Origin of the sequence: Polynucleobacter meluiroseus, assembly GCF_900205755.1 — a bacterium.
Taxonomy (GTDB): Bacteria; Pseudomonadota; Gammaproteobacteria; order Burkholderiales; family Burkholderiaceae; genus Polynucleobacter; species Polynucleobacter meluiroseus.
The window spans coordinates 233,424-252,487 of sequence record NZ_OANS01000001.1 but is presented as its reverse complement, the minus strand read 5'-3'; the positions used below and the strand labels follow the sequence as shown (position 1 = coordinate 252,487).

The window sequence follows — 19,064 nt, the reverse complement described above, 5'->3', positions numbered from 1 at the left end:
CGTCTGCAAAATAGTTTCTTTATATGAACCGCTACCCTCTTTGGAAGTACCTTGTTATCTTGGTTGCCTTATTCATTGGGGGGCTGTATTCCTTACCCAATTTTTACGGTGAGGCTCCAGCGGTTCAAGTTTCCCCTGCCAAACCAACCGTTAAGGTTGATTTGGCAACTCAGGCACGCGTTGAGAAAATTTTGGCTGATGACAACATCAGTAGCACTGGGATATTTTTTGATTCAACGGGGCATGTAGGCTCAATCAAGATTCGTTTTGTTAACACCGATATTCAATTACGCGCACGTGATCTCTTACAGCAAAAGCTCAATGTAGATCAAAACGATCCAAACTTCACAGTAGCCTTAAACCTCCTCTCCAATACCCCAAGCTGGCTTAATGCTATTAACGCCCTGCCAATGCCTTTGGGGCTTGACTTACGAGGCGGTGTTTATTTCTTATTGCAAGTAGATATGAAAGGTGCGGTCCAGAAAAAAGTGACTGCCATTGCTGGCAATGTGCGTACATTGCTGCGCGATAAATCCATTCGTCAACAAGGTATTGAGCGCGGCATGGACTCGCTAACGGTGAACTTCGCTAATCTTGAAGATGCAGAAAAAGCGCGCACCATTTTAATGTTGAGCCAACCTGAATTAATTTGGCAAGTGAAACCTACTGGCTTATCCCCAAAGTTAGTGGGCGAATTTAAACCCGCCTCATTAAAAGAGATTCAAGATAGCGCGCTGAAACAAAACATCATTACCCTTAATAAACGGGTAAATGAGTTGGCAGTGAAAGAGCCAGTGATTCAACAACAAGGTGAAGAACGGATTGTTGTGCAATTGCCTGGCGTGCAAGATACGGCTCGCGCAAAAGACATTATTGGTCGCACCGCTACGCTAGAGTCCAGATTGGCTGACCCTGTTATTTCCACGATTGCTTTAGGTGAAACCCCACCTCCAGGCACGGATGTTTTCCGCTTTGGTGAAAATCGTTTAGGCGTATTCAAAAAGTCAGTTATTTTTAGTGGCGATAGCATTACTGATGCGAGCGCTGGCTTTGATCAAAACCAGCGGCCAGCGGTGAATATTTCTTTAGATGCCACTGGTGGTCGCGTGATGCAAGAAGTCACCCGCGAGAACATTGGTAAGCCCATGGGCATGATCTTGTTTGAAAAGGGCAAAGGTGAAGTTCTGACAATTGCCACCATTCAAGGCGAATTCGGTTCTAAGTTTCAGATTACTGGGCAATCTACTACCGAGAGTGCTAATGACCTTGCGCTTTTGCTGCGTGCTGGCTCTTTAGCCGCCCCCATGGAAATTATCGAAGAGCGCACCATTGGGCCAAGCTTAGGCGCAGAAAATATTGAGAAAGGCTTTAAGTCACTCTTAATTGGCTTTGCTGCCATCGCTTTATTCATGATGGCGTATTACCTTTTATTCGGCACCTTCTCGGTCATTGCATTGGCGGTGAACTTACTGCTTCTGATCTCCGTCTTGTCTATGTTGCAAGCTACCCTCACCCTTCCTGGTATTGCGGCGATGGCGTTGGCATTGGGTATGGCGATTGATTCAAATGTCTTAATTAACGAGCGTATTCGCGAAGAGTTGCGTAATGGCGCCACACCACAATCAGCAATTGCGATTGGATTTGATAAAGCTTGGGCAACCATTCTGGATTCCAACGTCACCACCTTAATTGCAGGTTTAGCACTGCTGGCATTTGGGTCTGGTCCAATTAAAGGTTTTGCGGTAGTACATTGCTTGGGCATTCTGACCTCCATGTTCTCTGCAGTCTTCTTTTCTCGTGGCCTTGTCAATCTTTGGTACGGCAGACATAAAAAAGTTCAAAAACTCGCAATTGGCCAAGTTTGGCGCCCAAAGGGGAAATAAGTCATGGAATTTTTTCGCATCCAAAAAGATATTCCCTTTATGCGCCATGCTTTGGCGCTGAATGCTGTTTCTTTTATTACCTTCTTAGCCGCCGTCTTTTTTCTTTGGCATAACGGCCTTCATCTCTCCGTAGAATTTACTGGTGGCACGGTAATGGAAGTGAGCTATCCACAAACCGCTCCCCTAGAAGCCATTCGTAGCAATATCCAGAAACTCGGCTATGAAGATACTCAAGTCCAAAACTTTGGTAGCTCACGGGATGTCATGATCCGCTTGCCCTTGCAAAAAGATGCTGAAGGCAAGTTGATTTCCTCCGCAGATCAAAGTGCGGCAGTCATGCAGGCGCTTGACTCCGCTTCTTCTGGCGTCAAATTACAGCGTGTGGAATTTGTAGGCCCTCAAGTGGGCAAGGAACTAGCGCTGGATGGTTTAAAGGCATTGGTGTTCGTGGTCATCGGCATTGTGGTTTACCTGTCCTTCCGCTTTGAGTGGAAGTTTGCGCTTGCCGGCATCATTGCTAACCTGCACGATGTGGTGATTATTTTGGGCTTTTTTGCCTTCTTTCAATGGGAATTCTCGCTCTCAGTACTCGCGGCTGTATTGGCAGTATTAGGCTATTCCGTCAACGAATCAGTTGTGATCTTCGATCGAATTCGTGAAAACTTCCGCAAGTACCGCAAGATGAACACCCGCGAGATTATTGATAATGCGATTACCAGCACCATTAGTCGCACCATCATCACTCACGGCAGTACAGAAATGATGGTCTTAGCAATGCTGATATTTGGCGGTCCAACGCTTTTTTACTTTGCCTTGGCGCTAACCATTGGTATTTTGTTCGGCATCTATTCCTCGGTATTCGTAGCGGCTGCACTCGCAATGTGGCTCGGTGTAACTCGCGAGGATTTAGTCAAGGGCGAAAGAAAGCCCGATGACACTGCCCGTAATGATGATCCTAATTTCGGAGCGCAGGTCTAGGTTTATTCAGACCACTCTGTTCGAGGGCATTCAGTATTCTTTCGGTGGCACCTTGATGATCTTGAGAAAATCGCAAGGCTGCCTCAGACATTACGGCCAACCCTGCAGTATCTGTAAGCAAGCTTCTTAAGGTCTCTGTCAGAAGCATCGCTTCACTGACAAATAAATCCCCATCAAGTCTTTTAGCGGCACCAGCCGATAGTGCATCCAATGAAGCCTGCTGAAAGTTATAAGTATGCTCACCCAGTAAGACTGGGCATCCAGCTGCGCAAGCCTCAATTAGATTCTGCCCCCCAAAAGGAAGGAGACTGCCGCCCATGACGACTAGGTCTGCGGCGCTGTAATACATGGGCATTTCACCCATGGAGTCGCCTAACAGGATGTCAACCTCATTAGCTGGCCGTGGTATATCTCCCCACTCTGAGCGTCGGCGGAAGTGAAAACCAGTAGCCTGAATTTGATCCGCCACTACCGCAAAGCGTTCAGGGTGTCTTGGAACTAAACACAGTAGTGGTGTTACTTGAAAACCATGAGTGACAAGTAAGTTTTTCCAGGCCTGCAAAATAATTGCCTCCTCACCTTCGCGAGTACTCGCGGCACATACCACCAAACGTTGATTGGCGTGAGACTCCTGTTGCCATGTTTTACCCTGACTAACAAGGCTAGGATCAAGCGGGATATCAAACTTTAAATTACCTACAATGCTGACGTTTTGCACCCCAAGACTTTGGTAGCGCTCCGCATCAAAAGCCGTCTGAGCCAGGATGCCTCTAAATGCCTGAAAGAGTGCGCGCCCTGCCTTACCGAAAGCGTGCACTCGCCGCGCACTACGCTCAGATAAACGGGCGTTGACTAAAAATAATGGCAAACCAATTTGAGCGCAATAAAACACTACTGTTGGCCACGCCTCGGTTTCCATCAATAAACCGAGCTTGGGTTTAAAAGTGCGCGTAAAACTAGCCGCCGCCCAGCAAAGGTCATAGGGCAAATACACCTGCTGTAATTTTCCTGCGGCGATGGCTTGGGCGAATAACGCTGCGCCAGTTCGCCGTCCATTGAGCGTCATGTGCGTGAGGAGAACATACTCGCCACGTGCAAGATAAGCCTCGATCAGAGTCTGTGCCGCCCTAGTCTCACCGACCGACACCGCATGAATCCAAATGGCGCCTTGGTTAATCGGCTGTGGATAGCCAAACCCTAATCGCTCGGGTAAATAATGGAGATACTCAAATGAATGTCGAGCTCGCCACACAAGGCGCATAAACGCAAGCGGCAATAACAAATGCCAAAGTAGTTGATACGCAGCAAACCAGACTCGGGGGCGCGCCCCGTATTCTGAGTTGATGGTCAAGCTCACTTCTTGAGGCGCTCGGTCAATTCGACCGCCTTACCTAAATATGACGCGGGCGTCATTGCCAATAAGCGAGTCTTGGCATCATCAGGAATGGCTAAACCCTGAATGAAAGTCTGTAAGTCGGCTTGATTGATGCCTTTACCACGCGTTAATTCTTTAAGTTGCTCGTAGGGATTCTCGATGCCATAACGGCGCATCACAGTTTGCACTGGTTCCGCCAAAACCTCCCAGCAAGCATCTAAGTCAGCCGCAATAGCTTGGTGGTTGACTTCTAGCTTACTCAGACCACGTAAGGCGCTGTCATAGGCTAGGAGGCTATGACCAAAAGCTGGGCCTAAATTACGCAATACGGTAGAGTCAGTTAAGTCGCGTTGCCAGCGAGAAATCGGGAGCTTTTCTGCCAAGTGGCGAAGTAATGCATTGGCCACACCTAAATTACCTTCTGAGTTCTCAAAATCAATTGGATTAACTTTATGTGGCATGGTGGAAGAGCCGATTTCGCCGGCTTTAGTTCTTTGCTTGAAATAACCAATCGAGATATAAGCCCAAAAATCTCGGTCCATATCCAAGAGAATGGTATTGGCACGAGCGATCGCGTCAAATAACTGCGCCATTCCATCATGCGGCTCGATCTGAATCGTATAAGGATTAAAGGTCAAGCCTAGGCGCTTCTCAACCACTTGCTTGGAAAAGTTTTCCCAATCAAAATCGGGGTAAGCCGAAAGATGGGCGTTGTAGTTACCTACGGCGCCGTTCATTTTTCCCATTAGCGGGGCAGCTGAAATAGACTCAATAGCGCGCTCCAGTCGCTTGGCGATATTCGCCAACTCTTTTCCTAAGGTGCTTGGGGAGGCTGGCTGACCGTGTGTACGAGAGAGCATTGGCACTCGCGCATTTTCAACGGCGAGGTCAGTCAATACCGCGAGCACCTTCTTGAGGGTTGGCACCAGTACCTCATCGCGCGCGCCACGCAACATTAAGCCATGCGAAGTGTTGTTGATATCTTCAGAGGTACAAGCAAAGTGGATAAACTCACTCGCCTTCAATAAGTCTGGGCGACCAGCCACCTTCTCTTTTAAGAAATACTCCACCGCCTTGACGTCATGATTGGTTACTGCCTCGATTTCCTTGATGCGCTGTGCGTCGGCATCAGAGAACTGTTGGGGCAAAGACAATAAAAATGCTTCATCGGCCGCATTTATTTGAGGAACATCAGGAAGACCAGCATTTGCCAGGGCTAAGAGCCAATGTATTTCTACAAATACCCGCTGACGCATAAAAGCAGCTTCAGATAACCAAGGTCTAAGGGCATCTAATTTTCCGGCATAGCGGCCGTCTAGAGGGGAGAGTGCATGAAGGGTAGAAAGCGGCTGACTCACGGAAATTGCCTTTATATTGGGAAATGTCATTAAGTCCTGATTTTAATGCGATCCCAGTTTAAGACTCTATTAGCTAGGGTGACTATACTAGGCACATGAAACTGATTGGATCTCTAACTAGCCCTTATGTACGCAAAGTACGCATCGTTTTCTTGGAAAAAAAGGTTGATGTTGACCTTGAATTAGAAAATGTCTGGGCTGCTAACACCCAAATAAGCCTGAAAAACCCTTTAGGTAAAGTTCCCTGCCTTCTTTTGGATGACGGTGGCGCAATTTACGATTCGCGTGTGATTGCAGAATATGCTGACACCTTAAGCCCAGTCGCCCAACTGATTCCCTCCGGTGGTCGTGAGCGTGCCGCAGTACAGACTTGGGAGGCATTAGCTGACGGGATCATGGATGCCGGCATCTTGGCCCGTTTAGAGGCAACTTGGCGCCCTGAAGAGCAACAAAGCGGCGCTTGGATAGATCGCCAAATGGGCAAAATAGACCTTGCACTTCAAGAAATCTCAGCCGAGTTAGGTGAAAACGCTTGGTGTCACAGCAATCAGCTCACTTTGGCTGATATTGCAGTCGGTTGCGCTTTAGCCTATTTACTCTTTCGTTTTCCACAAATTGAATGGCAAACTCGGCATCCCAATTTAGATCGTCTCTATCAGAATTTGATGCAGAGAGCCTCTTTTGCGGAAACTGCCCCACCCGCAGCTTAACTGGTAATAATCCCACCGCCTAAGCACACGTCACCGTCATACAAAACGGCTGACTGACCTGGGGTTACAGCCCACTGCGCCTCCGAAAAGCTTAGTTGAAAGCTTGCCGCTCCCTCTAGCCCGGGAATGATTTCGCAAGGGGCATCAGCTTGGCGATAGCGTGTTTTAGCCGAATACCGGCCGGGTGCTGGCGCATCGTCTGCAATCCAACTGGCGTCAATAGCACTTAATTCATTTGTCAAAAGCCAAGGATGCTCGTGGCCTTGGACTACGTACAGGGTGTTACTGTCCATTTCCTTACGGGCCACATACCAAGCATCACCATTGCCGTCTTGGCTACCGCCTAGGCCAATCCCTTTGCGCTGCCCTAAGGTGAAGAAGGCAAGGCCCATATGCTCGCCAACTACATTGCCATCGGGCGTCTTAATCGGCCCTGGCGTACTGGGTAGATAGCGGTTTAAGAATTCGCGGAAAGGTCGTTCGCCGATAAAGCAGATGCCAGTAGAGTCTTTTTTGCGGGCGTTATGCAGACCAATCTGTTCGGCAATCTGACGCACCTCTGTTTTAGGAATTTCTCCCAAGGGGAATAACACCTTAGCAAGTTGACTTTGAGTGAGGCGATGTAAAAAGTAGCTCTGGTCTTTACTAGCATCCAGTGCCTTTAGTAATTGCACGCGCCCCTCTTGATGCCTTACGCGAGCATAGTGGCCTGTTGCAATCGCATCAGCCCCTAAATGCATGGCGTAGTCTAAAAAGGCCTTGAACTTAATTTCAGCATTACACAGGACATCAGGGTTTGGAGTTCTGCCTGCGGCATATTCTCTTAAAAACTCTGCAAAAACACGCTCGCGGTATTCAGCGGCAAAATTCACTGCCTCCACATCAATCCCAATTAAGTCGGCGACTGATACGACATCGAGCCAATCTTGGCGGGAAGAGCAATACGCATCACTATCGTCATCTTCCCAATTTTTCATAAATAGGCCTACTACTTCATAGCCCTGCTGCTTGAGCATCCAAGCCGCAACGGACGAATCTACGCCTCCAGACATCCCAACGACAACTTTTTTGGGTTTTTCAGGGTGGTTTACGGAAGAATTGAGCGGGATCATCAAAAAATGCGAAAATTCAACTTAAGCTTAAAACACCATTGTAAAAGCCTTGCTCGGAATTTACCCAGAGCGTGGCAATAATTACTTACAAGGTCATAAAGCTGGCAAGATAAGTGTCTTTTCACTTATCTTAATAAAATAGAATTTTAATTATTAGCATTTGGAGACATGCCATGCGCATTGGAGTGCCACTGGAAACAAGACCTGACGAAACTCGCGTCGCAGCTACCCCAGAAACCGTCAAAAAACTGATTAGTCAAGGCCATCAAGTTCTGATTCAAAAGGATGCGGGCGTCAAAGCCAGTCAACCCGATGCAGCCTATGAAGCAGTTGGTGCAAGCATCGTTGATGCTGCTCAAGCGTTTAGTGCAGAAATTGTTCTCAAAGTTCGCGCTCCTGAAGCGCATGAATTAAAACAAATTCCTTCTGGCAGCGTATTGATTGGCATGCTGGACCCATTTGATCAACACAATATTGATGCAATGGCTGCTCAGGGCATCACTGCATTCTCTCTTGAAGCGGCTCCAAGAACCACTCGCGCCCAGAGCATGGATGTCCTGTCCTCTCAAGCAAACATTGCAGGCTACAAAGCCGTTCTCGTCGCAGCCAATGAATATCAACGCTTTATGCCTATGCTCATGACAGCAGCTGGTACCGTAAAGGCTGCACGCATCCTCATTTTGGGAGCGGGTGTTGCTGGCTTGCAAGCCATCGCTACAGCAAAGCGTCTTGGTGCGGTAATTGAAGCATCCGATGTTCGCCCTGCAGCCAAAGAGCAAATTGAATCTTTAGGCGCAAAGTTTGTTGATGTTCCTTACGAGACTGATGAGGAGCGTGAGATTGCCAAGGGCGCTGGTGGTTATGCTCGCCCAATGCCCGAAGCTTGGATGAAGCGTCAGGCAGCTTTAGTGGCAGAGCGCGCCCAACAAGCAGACATTGTTATTACAACTGCGTTGATCCCAGGCCGTAAACCACCTGTGCTTTTGCAAAGTGATACGGTGGCTCGCATGAAACCCGGCTCGGTAGTAATCGATTTAGCCGCAGGTCGTGGTGACAATGGCTCTGGCAACTGCCCATTAACTGAAGCAGACAAGATTGTAGAAAAAAATGGTGTCAAGATTATTGGCTACACCAATCTTGCGAGCATGGTGGCTGCTGATGCTTCCGCTCTCTATGCGCGTAACTTAATCGATTTTATGAAGCTCATTGTTAATGCAGAGGCAAAGTTATTGATTCCAGCGGATGACGACATCGTTACTGCCTGCCTCATGTGCCGTGATGGTCAGGCTGTTCGTAAAAACTAATCGAAAAATATTCAGAGGAAATACCATGGATCTCACTACCGTTCAAAACATTACCGTTTTTGTGCTGGCTATCTTTGTTGGCTATCACGTTGTTTGGAATGTCACACCAGCATTGCATACCCCGCTTATGGCAGTGACCAACGCTATTTCTGGAATTATTATTGTGGGCGCTTTACTGCAGACTGAGGTTATCGGTGGAGATGAAATTACCCTTACCAGTATCGTTGGAGCGGTCGCTGTGTTTTTAGCTTCTATCAATATCTTTGGTGGCTTTATGGTCACCCGTCGCATGCTAGAGATGTTTAAGAAAAAAGCGCCTAAGGCTGATTCTGCGAGCGCTAAATAAAACTAGAACAAGACTAATCCAGAGACCATACTCATGTTAAACCTTACCGCTATTTCCTATCTCATCTCTTCAGTGTTATTCATCCTTGCTTTACGTGGATTGTCATCACCCACCACGTCGCGTCAGGGAAACACCTTTGGCATGATCGGCATGCTATTGGCCGTTGTCACGACTTTTTTAATTCCTGATTTCAAGCCAGTTTTCTCGCTCATTATTGGTGCTATCGTTGCTGGCGCCATCATCGGTACGATTGCCGCAAAGCGCGTACAAATGACCAAGATGCCTGAACTGGTTGCCCTCATGCACTCTTTTGTGGGCTTATCTGCGGTACTCATTGCGATTGCCGCTGTTTTCAACCCCGCACATCTTCATAACGAGGCGCAGAAGATTGAATTGTTTATCGGCGCATTTATTGGGGCGATCACCTTCACGGCCTCCATCATTGCTTTTGGCAAGTTATCAGGCAAGGTTAGCGGCAAGCCAGTCAGCTTTACGGGACAGCATTTATTAAATTTATTCCTAGCCATTGCTATGGTCGCGAGTGGGGTTACCTACTTTCTAATGGATAGCCATGCAGCGTTCTTAGTCATGTGCGCCATCGCTTTAGTGCTCGGCATTACTTTGATCATTCCTATTGGCGGTGCAGATATGCCAGTAGTAGTGTCGATGCTGAACAGCTATTCGGGCTGGGCAGCAGCAGGTATTGGCTTCACACTCAACAACCCGGTCTTAATTATTGCTGGCGCTTGCGTTGGCTCTTCTGGCGCGATTCTGTCTTACATTATGTGTAAGGCAATGAACCGTTCCATTATTGCAGTCTTGCTTGGTGGATTTGGAGCCGAGGCCGCTAGCGGTGCTGCTGACGATGGTGTTGCTAAAAACTATAAAACTGGCTCGCCTGAAGATGCTGCTTTCCTGATGGAAAATGCGGATACCGTCATTATTGTCCCTGGCTATGGCTTGGCAGTTGCTCGTGCCCAGCATTCACTTAAAGAACTGACTGAAAAGCTCACTCACCATGGTGTTACTGTGAAATACGCCATTCATCCAGTAGCTGGGCGTATGCCTGGTCACATGAATGTACTGTTAGCTGAAGCTGAAGTTCCTTATGATCAAGTATTTGAGATGGAAGACATCAACAGTGACTTCGGTCAGGCGGATGTTGTTCTCGTACTCGGCGCTAATGACGTCGTGAACCCTGCTGCACGTACACCTGGAAGCCCGATCTTTGGCATGCCTATTCTTGAGGCGTTCAAAGCAAAAACAATCATCGTTAACAAGAGATCAATGGCGGCAGGATATGCGGGTCTTGATAACGAACTCTTCTATATGGACAAAACCATGATGGTATTTGGTGATGCCAAAAAGGTTGTAGAAGATATGGTGAAGTCGATTAGCTAGATTAATGCAAGGAATTAATGGGTGGTGATTGACGCTTTTTACATCGATGATCTCCACCCTATTTTTTTGTGCTCCGGTAACTCAGACTGAAATATGCTCAACAGGCAGGTCAGCAAGATAACGTTGATACATCTCAGAATATGCAGCCTCTATATTCTTAGTAAATAGTTGTGTGTTGAATAAAGCGCTACTGGATCTATTCCTCGATAGCTTTTCCTTAATGGCTCTTAATTTTTCCGAGTTCAGAGCAAAGTCAATCGCCATCGCCTCGTATTGCCCCATATCGTTAGCAATAAGTTCTGTCAAATCTATGGCGTTCAGCAGGCTTGCTGCAACTCTTCCAGGAAAGGCCTCTCCAATACAAGTAATAAGAGGTACACCAGCCTTGAGTGCATCAAGAGCAGTGGAGTGGGCGTTAAAAGGGAGGGTATCTAAAAATAGATCTGCAAGAGCATATCTAGCCAAGTGATCCGCCATGGAATCTACTCTTTGGGCAAATATAATTCTGGTCGAAAGAATATCTAATTTAGCAAACTCTTTGACAATATTATCTTTGAAAAATGGATTATTTTCAGATATCCAAAGGACACTGTCTTTTGCTTTTAGAAGTATTCTCGCCCAACTCTCTAAAATTTTTTGATTAAATTTATAGCTATTGTTGAAGCAGCAATATATAAATTTATCTTCAGGAAGACCCAATTCTCTTTTTGAAAATATCGTGAGTGAAGCGGTTCTTTTGGAATCATCCACCATGTAGGAGTCTGGGAGATAGGCAATTTTTTCTGCGAAGAACTGCCGACTTGATTCTGGAATGAGTGTTTTATCAGCGAGGATGTAATCCATATACTCCGTGCCCGTTGTCCCTGGATAACCAAGCCAACTGACTTGAATTGGTGCGACACGATAAGAAAATATATCTATGGGACTAAACTCGGTATGCCCCCCTAAATCAATCGCAATATCAATCTCTAGCTCTCTTGCAAGCGCAACAACTTCTTGGTCTGTTTTATTCTCAACTCGCAAGAATTGATCGAAGGCCTTCTCCAAACGGGGTCTTAAAAGATCTCCAGCAGGGCCATTTCTCAAGGAGAATGCATAAATTTCGAATTGACTTCGATCATGCAGCTCAAAAAGTTCAGCAGTTAACAAGGCCACAGGGTGACTCCATAAATCAGCAGAAAAATACCCAATACGAATCTTTTTATGGGGCCGCCTCTCAATCTCGGGGAATATTTTTCTGTTTGGATGCCTTACAGAACTGCACATACTAGCAATTTTTAGATGTAAATTTGGATCATCTAAAAAAGATAATGCTATGAAGGGTTCAAAAATCATCTCACTCGCAAGAAGTATATTTTTTATTCTGTCTTGCTCTTGCTGAAGACCGTCCCAGTTCCCAATTTTTAACTTGGTTCGAATTAATAAATCAGCAAGAAAATCTGTTGCTGGCCTTAATTCGTACGCCCTCTCATAATTTGCCAAAGCCTCATCGTAGCGACTACTCTTATCGAGGGCACTTGCCCTATCAGCCCATGCACTTGCAAATTCATGATTAATGATAATCGCTTGATCAAAGCATTCAATGGAGCTTACATAGTTTTCAATATTAAAGAAAAGAATTCCTTTGTTAGACCAGGCTTCAGAACAAGTGGGATCAATTGCTAAGGCTTTGTCATGGCAGTGCATTGCCTCTTCTATTTTTTTTAACTTGCCAAAGGCTAAGCCCATGTTTGTCCATGCAAGGGCATAACTTGGCTTTAATGAAATCGCAGTTCTATATGACTCCAGCGCGTCTTCAAAACGATGTAGTTTTTGAAGTGCATTCCCTTTGTTGTTATGGGCCTCAGCATATTGCGGCGTAAGGGTAATTGCTTTTTCATAACTTTTTACCGCTTCGACAAAACGTTTAAGATCTTGAAGGGCATTCCCTTTATTGTTATGAGCCTCTTCATAACTTGGCGCTAAAGCAATCGCTCTTTCATAACTAGCAAGAGCCTCTTTGAATCTCCCTAAGTCTTTGAGAATATTACCTCGATTACTATAGGCAACTGCATTCTTAGGATTTGCTTCGATCGATTTTTCTATCCACTTTAAAGCTTCAGAAAAGTTGAATCTATAAGCCTCGACAACGCTTCGAAAACAGAGTGCGTCAGAATGCTTGGGCTGCATCTTTAATATTCTGCTTAAAGAATTTTCTGCATCGTCTAGCTTATTAGTTAAGATAAGCTGAATAGATTGATTTAATAAGTAATTAATTTGCGGATTCATTACGCAATGCTAAACGATTTTTATGCTGGTTTCTTTTGGATCGGATTTCAAATAAAAAACGCCCGGTCTTTTGAACCAGGCGTTCTTATTTCTAAAGCTTATTAGCTGGGAATGTGCAGCAATTACATCATGCCGCCCATACCACCCATTCCGCCCATGCCGCCCATATCTGGCATACCGCCGCCAGCTGACTCATCCTTAGGTGCTTCACAGATAGCACAATCGGTAGTGAGCAATAAGGCCGCTACAGAAGCTGCATTAACTAACGCAGTTTTTGTTACTTTAGTTGGGTCAATGACTCCCTGAGCTACAAGATCGCCGTACTCACCAGTTGCAGCGTTATAGCCGTTATTGCCTGTGCTAGCCAATACAGCGTTAACGACTACGCTAGCCTCATCGCCGGCGTTGGATACGATGATCCGCAATGGCTCTTCCATGGCACGCAAAACAATGCTGATACCTGCGTCTTGATCAGCGTTATCGCCTTTCAAGCCCTTGATACCTTGCATGGCACGAATCAAAGCTACGCCACCGCCAGGAACAATACCTTCTTCAACTGCGGCACGAGTGGCATGCAATGCATCATCCACACGCGCTTTTTTCTCTTTCATTTCGACTTCGGTAGCTGCGCCAACACGAATCACTGCAACACCACCTGCCAACTTGGCAACGCGCTCTTGCAATTTTTCTTTATCGTAGTCACTAGTCGCTTCTTCAATTTGTACACGAATGTTTTTCACACGTGCTTCAATCGCTTTAGCATCACCAGCGCCATCAATAATGATGGTGTTCTCTTTGCCTACTTCGATCCGCTTTGCTTGACCTAAATGCTCAAGCGTTGTTTTCTCGAGTGTCAGGCCAATTTCTTCAGCGATGACAGTGCCACCAGTCAAAATAGCGATGTCTTCTAACATTGCCTTGCGACGGTCACCAAAACCAGGTGCTTTTACTGCACAAGTTTTGATAATTCCGCGAATGTTGTTCACAACCAAAGTTGCTAGGGCTTCGCCTTCAACATCTTCTGCAATGATTAACAATGGACGGCCTGATTTCGCTACCTGCTCGAGTACTGGGAGCAAATCACGAATATTGCTGACCTTCTTATCGAACAAGAGAACATATGGTGACTCTAATACGGCCACTTGTTTCTCAGGTTGATTGATGAAGTAAGGAGAAAGATAGCCGCGGTCAAACTGCATACCCTCTACCACTTCGAGCTCGTCCTCTAAGGACTTGCCGTCTTCAACCGTAATCACACCTTCTTTACCTACTTTTTCCATTGCTTCAGCAATGCGCTGACCAATACTATGGTCGCTGTTGGCAGAAATAGAACCTACTTGAGCGATTTCTTTAGTAGTTGTACAAGGCTTGCTAATTTTCTTTAACTCTTCAAGCGCAGCGGTAACTGCTTTATCAATACCGCGCTTCAGATCCATTGGGTTATGCCCTGAAACAACATACTTCATGCCTTCGCGCACAATCGATTGAGCCAATACAGTAGCTGTAGTAGTGCCGTCACCAGCGATATCGGCGGTTTTGGAAGCAACTTCCTTTACCATCTGCGCGCCCATGTTCTGGAGCTTATCTTTTAGTTCGATTTCTTTTGCTACAGAAACACCATCCTTAGTAATGGTTGGTCCACCGAAGGAGCGCTCCATTACCACATTGCGACCTTTTGGTCCCAAAGTGGTTTTTACTGCGTTTGCCAGAATATTGACACCCTCGACCATTTTGGTACGAGCGCTATCTCCAAATACAACGTCTTTTGCAGCCATGATTAAATTCCTCTCTTAATACCGAATTATTTTTGAACGACAGCCATGATGTCTTCTTCACGCATTACAAGAAGTTCATCGCCGTCTACTTTGACTGTTTGACCAGCATATTTGCCAAACAACACGCGATCGCCAACTTTGACGTCTGGTGCATTGAGTTTTCCGCTATCGTCACGTTTACCGGGACCAACTGCTAAAACTTCACCTTGATCGGGTTTTTCAGCGGCAGCATCGGGGATGATGATTCCAGAGGCAGTGGTTGATTCTTGATCTAAACGCTTAATAATGACGCGATCATGTAAGGGACGCAGATTCATTCGTTCTCCTGAGTTAGTGAATGTTAACTAAATAAATATCTATATAAATCAATATGTTAAGAAATCTTAACACGCTTACCTTGGAGGTTTATATACACATATCCCTCTTTAGCACTCGCATGTATTGAGTGCTAATTATATAGGGCTAATTTACGGGATTTCAAGTGAAGATCTCCATAATATTTTTATGGATTTACCGTGTATTTATACTTAATTACAGCTGAGTAGGTAGATTCCTACAGATAAATCAGGCTTCAGCCATTACCCCTCCAATCCGTCCTGCCTAGACTGGACAGTCATTGATTGGAGAATGCTGATGAGCCCGAAATCCCGGCTGTACACGCTTGTAAAAGCTTGGAAGAACAAACCCTTCCAAGAGGTACGTGATACCTGTGGTGAACCCTGGCTTGGCTTAAACAAGCAAGCTATTGACGAATATCAATCTTGGTCTACTCGGCAAGCAACTAGCAACGAGCCCATTTTTAACTCCTCGGGAACTAAGCTTACAGGCTCTTTATTTAGGCCATTACTGAACCCGACTGATTCGCAGCTTTTACGTTTATTCATGGAGGGACTAGATATGATTTCTTATTGGTATCGTAGCGGGCGCTCAGTTCCTGGAATCTTACCGATGCCAAGCCATGCGCTTGTATCTAGCGATTGCATTGATGCTTTAAGTGATTTGATTCTGAATAGCCGCTTACCCGTCGGGCTGGTTAATTTAGGGATACAGAAATTACCCAGTCCAGAAATGGAAGATGCCTGCGAAGAAGGTATTTTGCGTTTAAGACGACTCGGCGTCTTAATTCATTTGCTGCAATTTTCAGGCACTCAGCAAGAAATTGAGTGGCTCAACGCAATTCAACCCGAAGCAATCCATATCAATATCAGCCTGCTCAGGCATCAGGAATTGCCAATCCAACTGATTACTCAAGTCCGGAGCCTGCAAATAGCAATTTATGCCAGCAACATTACTTTAGTAAAAGATTTAGAAAACGCTACCAGCCTAAAAGTCGACCACTGTTACGGCGGGCTAATGATGCCCCCAGTGAGCCGGCACCAAATATTACACATTAGCGATAGTCGCATCGCTAAAGCCATTTTTTCGCTGCACCCTCATAAAAACCAAAATGGAGACAAAAAATGAGAAAACGTGTGATGTTGGTAGATGATCATCCCGCCATGCTGATGGCATTAAAAAGTATGCTGCAAGATCAACTCTTGTTTGAGATAGTAGGTCAAGCCCAACATGGTGAGGAATGCCTTCGATCTATTAAGGAGGTCAATCCAAATATGATGATTTTGGATCTAGACATGCCCAAGACCGATGGCTTTGATGTGATTCGACGCATAGGACTAATGCATCCCGATATTAGGATATTAGTGCTTTCAAGCTTAGACGAGGCTGTATACGGGGGACGAGTGCGATCTTTAGGTGCTCATGGCTTTGTTAATAAAACTGCAGGGGCGGATATTATTTTGGCAGCCTGCGTTGCCATCTCTCAGGGATATAACTTTTTCACACACGGCAGAAACGGCAATACCTCGTTGAGTGATAACGACAAATTAGCCCTGATATCTGATCGAGAACTTCAGGTTATGAAATACCTTGGCAAGGGCAACAGCAATCAACAGATTTCTGAATTACTGCATATCAGCAACAAAACTGTCGCTACTTACAAGACGCGGGTATTTGATAAGTTAGGGATTAACAATATTGCAGACCTCATTTTGTTCTGCCGCATGAACAACATCATAGAAAGCTAATTCAAGCTATGCATCGGTTTATTGCGGGCAGCTTCATAATCGCCAGTCTTTTAGTAGGAGGAGGTGCTCGCTCTCACTCTTTTACTCAAGCAGAATTGCAATGGATCGATGCAAACCCTATACTGCATTTTAGTGTTCACCAAAAATATGCTCCTTATTTAGATTCCACCAACCACCTTAAGGGAGGTGGTGTATTTCATCAATTGCTGACGGAATTAGAAGGGATGACTGGGCTGCGTTTTATTCCGAAATGGCGCGCTTCAGATCTTGAGGGTTTCAGTCAGCTGGCTAATGGTGAAGTCGATTTCATGATTGACCCACCTGCAATGACGGCGCAACTTGCCTCAATGGGAACGCTCTCTATACCTATTTTTTGGGGTCAAGATGCAGTGCTTAGTTCGCGTCAGCGAGGTCCTATAGATACCTTAAGAATTGCCTACTTTGATCGCGGCCAAGAAGGCTCCCCTTCAACTATGCGTCCAGAAAATACCTTTAGCGACTTTGAGTCGGCACTGAAAGCGCTTGTCATTGAAGACATCGACGCTTTAGTAATGCCACTGAGGCTAGCCCGTCACCTCATTCATAAATCAGAAGAACCAAGCCTTCGCTTAGATGGTTTATATGGTCGAGAACCATTTGCCTATCGTTGGCTTATTTCTGCAGAGCATGCTGCCCTTCATCAAGTGCTTGAGAAGTTTTTAAATAGTTTAGACCCCATAGACTCTCGTCGATTATTTGACTGGAATCAGGATCAATTAGATCAGGTCTCCCAAAAATCAGATCTCATCACCCCGTCTTGGATAACTTCTATTATTTTATTAATCATAGGCAGTGGGATTGCCTACTACCTGCAAAGAAAATATTCGCAGCAAAAACAGATTGCGAATGAACTTGCTGCATCTAAAGAGCAAGCAGAAAAAGCCAATGCAGCTAAATCGGCTTTTTTAGCGACTATGAGCCATGAGATCCGCACCCCAATGAACGCCATCCTCGGTGTTCAAGAGTTGCTGCTCAATAGCAAGCAGTTCCCTCTAGAAGAGAAACCTCTTCTCAAGAGCGCCCATGCCTCGGCAGAGTCACTCCTCGGAATGCTCAATCAAGTCTTGGATTTATCAAAGATAGAGGCTGGAAAGCTGACTCTCAATTTCGAGCCCTGCAATCTCAGTCGACTCATTGAGGAAATTCAATCCGCATTTACAGCCGTAGCTCATAAGCGGAAGTTAACCTTACACACTACAGTTGACCCTCGAATTGCAGAAGTATTAATGATGGACTCTCTGCGTCTACGTCAGGTACTGCAAAACCTCCTTAGCAATGCCATTAAATTTACGCACGAGGGTCAGGTCTATTTTGCAGTGACTGTATTAGCTGATGATCATGCCGGCCAGTTAATTGAGTTTAGGGTCATAGATACTGGCATTGGCATGGGTACTGAACAAATTCAATTAGCGCTGCAAGCATTTGAACAAGTTCCATCCACTGCAGAATTACCATCCCATGAAGATCAAAAAGGGACGGGGCTAGGTTTGACTATCACCAATCACTTAGTAGATTCCATGAATAGTCGCCTCTATTTTGAGAGTGAATCTGGATTTGGAAGCAATGTTTATTTTTCTGTAGCTTTTCCAAGAACTAGTATTGCTCCAACTTACACCTCCATGCAGAACTCCGTCAATCCACAAACCAAGAAATTCATAAGTAAAAAAGGAGTGTCAAGTGTTATCGCTATTCGGGCTTTAGTGGTTGAGGATCACCCCGCCAGCCGTCAAATACTCTCCTTGCAACTCGAAGCTTTGGGGATTCAGACTAGTGTTTGCGAGGATGGCCAAAATGCCCTCCAATTAATAAAAGAAAATCACTACGATTTACTGTTAACTGATCACTCGATGCCCGGCATGCAAGGCTCTGAATTAGCTAAAACCATACGCTCACTCGGCTATTCAGAAATGATTATTATTGGTGTGACAGCAGATATTTACGCACTAGACTCACGTCATCAATTTTTAGCTGCGGGTATGAATGGTGTACTGATCAAGCCCCTGAGTTTGTATGCCCTTGAAAACGAACTCATACGGTACTTTTCAATCGAAGAGCAAATACTAGAGGAGGTGACTGATCAATATTCATTTGATGCATTTTCTAATTTAGTTCAAAATAATCCAAAGCAAATAGTGCTTATCCTTGATGAAATACTGCACGTCCATAACGAGGTTTTACTTGAAATTGATCCCCCCAACGATCAAGTAATAGTAGATGAACCTCTATTTAAAAGCCTCGTACATCGGGTCAAGGGTGGCGCTCAACTTCTCAATGCGAAAGGCTTTGTCTTAGCATGCCAAGAACTAGAGCAAGAGGGGGATTTGAAGCCTCGCGTTCAGAAATTGATTGCGCTACTCAAGTCTGAAAATCTTAAACTATTAAGCTATCAGCGCAACTATCAAAATCTTTAGAATGAAAAAATAGGCCGCCT

The 19,064-nt window shown here is 45.5% G+C and carries 15 protein-coding genes; 9 read left to right on the top strand and 6 right to left on the bottom strand.

Features of this window, described 5'->3' with window-relative positions; translation table 11 throughout:
* Positions 1 to 23 precede the first annotated feature (23 nt).
* Both secD and secF read left to right on the top strand, forming a co-directional pair.
* Positions 24 to 1,883, top strand: a complete 1,860-nt coding sequence (gene secD, locus CP950_RS01330; protein WP_096672056.1) for a protein translocase subunit SecD — start codon at positions 24 to 26, stop codon at positions 1,881 to 1,883.
* Positions 1,884 to 1,886: 3 nt separating this feature from the next.
* A complete protein-coding gene (secF, locus tag CP950_RS01325; RefSeq protein ID WP_096672055.1) occupies positions 1,887 to 2,861 on the top strand; it encodes a protein translocase subunit SecF in 975 nt (324 codons plus the stop codon).
* Here secF and CP950_RS01320 read toward each other — a convergent pair.
* On the bottom strand, positions 2,839 to 4,206 hold the full coding sequence (locus tag CP950_RS01320; protein WP_243391906.1) for a 3-deoxy-D-manno-octulosonic acid transferase: 1,368 nt from the start codon (positions 4,204 to 4,206) through the stop codon (positions 2,839 to 2,841). The genes secF and CP950_RS01320 overlap by 23 nt on opposite strands.
* Before the next feature lie 8 nt (positions 4,207 to 4,214).
* Positions 4,215 to 5,624, bottom strand: a complete 1,410-nt coding sequence (gene purB / locus CP950_RS01315) for an adenylosuccinate lyase (RefSeq protein ID WP_207760170.1) — start codon at positions 5,622 to 5,624, stop codon at positions 4,215 to 4,217.
* Between the two features lie 65 nt (positions 5,625 to 5,689).
* On the opposite strand from purB, the gene CP950_RS01310 reads away from it, so the two are divergent.
* Positions 5,690 to 6,304 (top strand): glutathione S-transferase N-terminal domain-containing protein, encoded by a 615-nt coding sequence (locus CP950_RS01310; protein WP_096672054.1) that lies wholly within the window; start codon positions 5,690 to 5,692, stop codon positions 6,302 to 6,304.
* Here CP950_RS01310 and mnmA read toward each other — a convergent pair.
* Positions 6,301 to 7,416: a tRNA 2-thiouridine(34) synthase MnmA gene (gene mnmA / locus CP950_RS01305; protein ID WP_096672053.1), complete on the bottom strand. Its 1,116-nt coding sequence runs from the start codon at positions 7,414 to 7,416 to the stop codon at positions 6,301 to 6,303. The two genes, CP950_RS01310 and mnmA, sit on opposite strands and share 4 nt — an antisense overlap.
* Positions 7,417 to 7,589: 173 nt before the next feature.
* Between mnmA and CP950_RS01300 the strand changes: the two genes are divergently transcribed.
* The 3 genes from CP950_RS01300 to CP950_RS01290 are packed head-to-tail and all read left to right on the top strand — an operon-like array spanning position 7,590 to position 10,467.
* Positions 7,590 to 8,720 carry a Re/Si-specific NAD(P)(+) transhydrogenase subunit alpha gene (locus CP950_RS01300; protein WP_096672052.1) on the top strand — a complete coding sequence of 377 codons (1,131 nt, stop codon included), beginning with the start codon at positions 7,590 to 7,592 and terminating at the stop codon, positions 8,718 to 8,720.
* A gap of 25 nt (positions 8,721 to 8,745) precedes the next feature.
* Complete coding sequence (locus tag CP950_RS01295; RefSeq protein WP_096672051.1) at positions 8,746 to 9,066, top strand: proton-translocating transhydrogenase family protein; 321 nt, start codon at positions 8,746 to 8,748, stop codon at positions 9,064 to 9,066.
* A 33-nt stretch (positions 9,067 to 9,099) separates the two neighbouring features.
* Positions 9,100 to 10,467, top strand: coding sequence for an NAD(P)(+) transhydrogenase (Re/Si-specific) subunit beta (locus tag CP950_RS01290; protein WP_096672050.1), 1,368 nt, complete (start codon positions 9,100 to 9,102; stop codon positions 10,465 to 10,467).
* 81 nt (positions 10,468 to 10,548) lie between these two features.
* Here CP950_RS01290 and CP950_RS01285 read toward each other — a convergent pair whose 3' ends face one another.
* The 3 genes from CP950_RS01285 to CP950_RS01275 all read right to left on the bottom strand — a co-directional run bounded on the left by CP950_RS01285 (position 10,549) and on the right by CP950_RS01275 (position 14,827).
* Complete coding sequence (locus tag CP950_RS01285; protein WP_096672049.1) at positions 10,549 to 12,735, bottom strand: O-linked N-acetylglucosamine transferase, SPINDLY family protein; 2,187 nt, start codon at positions 12,733 to 12,735, stop codon at positions 10,549 to 10,551.
* Between the two features lie 122 nt (positions 12,736 to 12,857).
* Positions 12,858 to 14,510, bottom strand: coding sequence for a chaperonin GroEL (gene groL, locus CP950_RS01280; RefSeq protein WP_096672048.1), 1,653 nt, complete (start codon positions 14,508 to 14,510; stop codon positions 12,858 to 12,860).
* Between the two features lie 26 nt (positions 14,511 to 14,536).
* A complete protein-coding gene (locus CP950_RS01275; protein ID WP_096672047.1) occupies positions 14,537 to 14,827 on the bottom strand; it encodes a co-chaperone GroES in 291 nt (96 codons plus the stop codon).
* Positions 14,828 to 15,143: 316 nt separating this feature from the next.
* Between CP950_RS01275 and CP950_RS01270 the strand changes: the two genes are divergently transcribed.
* Genes CP950_RS01270 through CP950_RS01260 form a run of 3 tightly spaced genes read left to right on the top strand, consistent with a single transcriptional unit; the run spans position 15,144 to position 19,044 of the window.
* Positions 15,144 to 15,974 (top strand): EAL domain-containing protein, encoded by an 831-nt coding sequence (locus CP950_RS01270; protein ID WP_096672046.1) that lies wholly within the window; start codon positions 15,144 to 15,146, stop codon positions 15,972 to 15,974.
* Complete coding sequence (locus CP950_RS01265) at positions 15,971 to 16,594, top strand: response regulator transcription factor (RefSeq protein ID WP_096672045.1); 624 nt, start codon at positions 15,971 to 15,973, stop codon at positions 16,592 to 16,594. Before CP950_RS01270 ends, CP950_RS01265 begins: the two co-directional genes overlap by 4 nt.
* Positions 16,595 to 16,602: 8 nt before the next feature.
* Positions 16,603 to 19,044 carry a response regulator gene (locus tag CP950_RS01260; protein ID WP_096672044.1) on the top strand — a complete coding sequence of 814 codons (2,442 nt, stop codon included), beginning with the start codon at positions 16,603 to 16,605 and terminating at the stop codon, positions 19,042 to 19,044.
* The last annotated feature ends 20 nt before the right edge of the window (positions 19,045 to 19,064 follow it).

What these genes read in the sequence shown, in the direction of transcription:
- CP950_RS01285 (WP_096672049.1), bottom strand. Translation starts at nt 12,735, where the DNA reads ATGAATCCGCAAATTAATTACTTATTAAATCAATCTATTCAGCTTATC.
- secD (WP_096672056.1), top strand. Translation starts at nt 24, where the DNA reads ATGAACCGCTACCCTCTTTGGAAGTACCTTGTTATCTTGGTTGCCTTA.
- CP950_RS01310 (WP_096672054.1), top strand. Translation starts at nt 5,690, where the DNA reads ATGAAACTGATTGGATCTCTAACTAGCCCTTATGTACGCAAAGTACGC.
- CP950_RS01300 (WP_096672052.1), top strand. Translation starts at nt 7,590, where the DNA reads ATGCGCATTGGAGTGCCACTGGAAACAAGACCTGACGAAACTCGCGTC.
- CP950_RS01265 (WP_096672045.1), top strand. Translation starts at nt 15,971, where the DNA reads ATGAGAAAACGTGTGATGTTGGTAGATGATCATCCCGCCATGCTGATG.
- mnmA (WP_096672053.1), bottom strand. Translation starts at nt 7,416, where the DNA reads ATGATCCCGCTCAATTCTTCCGTAAACCACCCTGAAAAACCCAAAAAA.
- groL (WP_096672048.1), bottom strand. Translation starts at nt 14,510, where the DNA reads ATGGCTGCAAAAGACGTTGTATTTGGAGATAGCGCTCGTACCAAAATG.
- CP950_RS01290 (WP_096672050.1), top strand. Translation starts at nt 9,100, where the DNA reads ATGTTAAACCTTACCGCTATTTCCTATCTCATCTCTTCAGTGTTATTC.
- CP950_RS01260 (WP_096672044.1), top strand. Translation starts at nt 16,603, where the DNA reads ATGCATCGGTTTATTGCGGGCAGCTTCATAATCGCCAGTCTTTTAGTA.
- CP950_RS01295 (WP_096672051.1), top strand. Translation starts at nt 8,746, where the DNA reads ATGGATCTCACTACCGTTCAAAACATTACCGTTTTTGTGCTGGCTATC.
- secF (WP_096672055.1), top strand. Translation starts at nt 1,887, where the DNA reads ATGGAATTTTTTCGCATCCAAAAAGATATTCCCTTTATGCGCCATGCT.
- purB (WP_207760170.1), bottom strand. Translation starts at nt 5,624, where the DNA reads ATGACATTTCCCAATATAAAGGCAATTTCCGTGAGTCAGCCGCTTTCT.
- CP950_RS01270 (WP_096672046.1), top strand. Translation starts at nt 15,144, where the DNA reads ATGAGCCCGAAATCCCGGCTGTACACGCTTGTAAAAGCTTGGAAGAAC.
- CP950_RS01275 (WP_096672047.1), bottom strand. Translation starts at nt 14,827, where the DNA reads ATGAATCTGCGTCCCTTACATGATCGCGTCATTATTAAGCGTTTAGAT.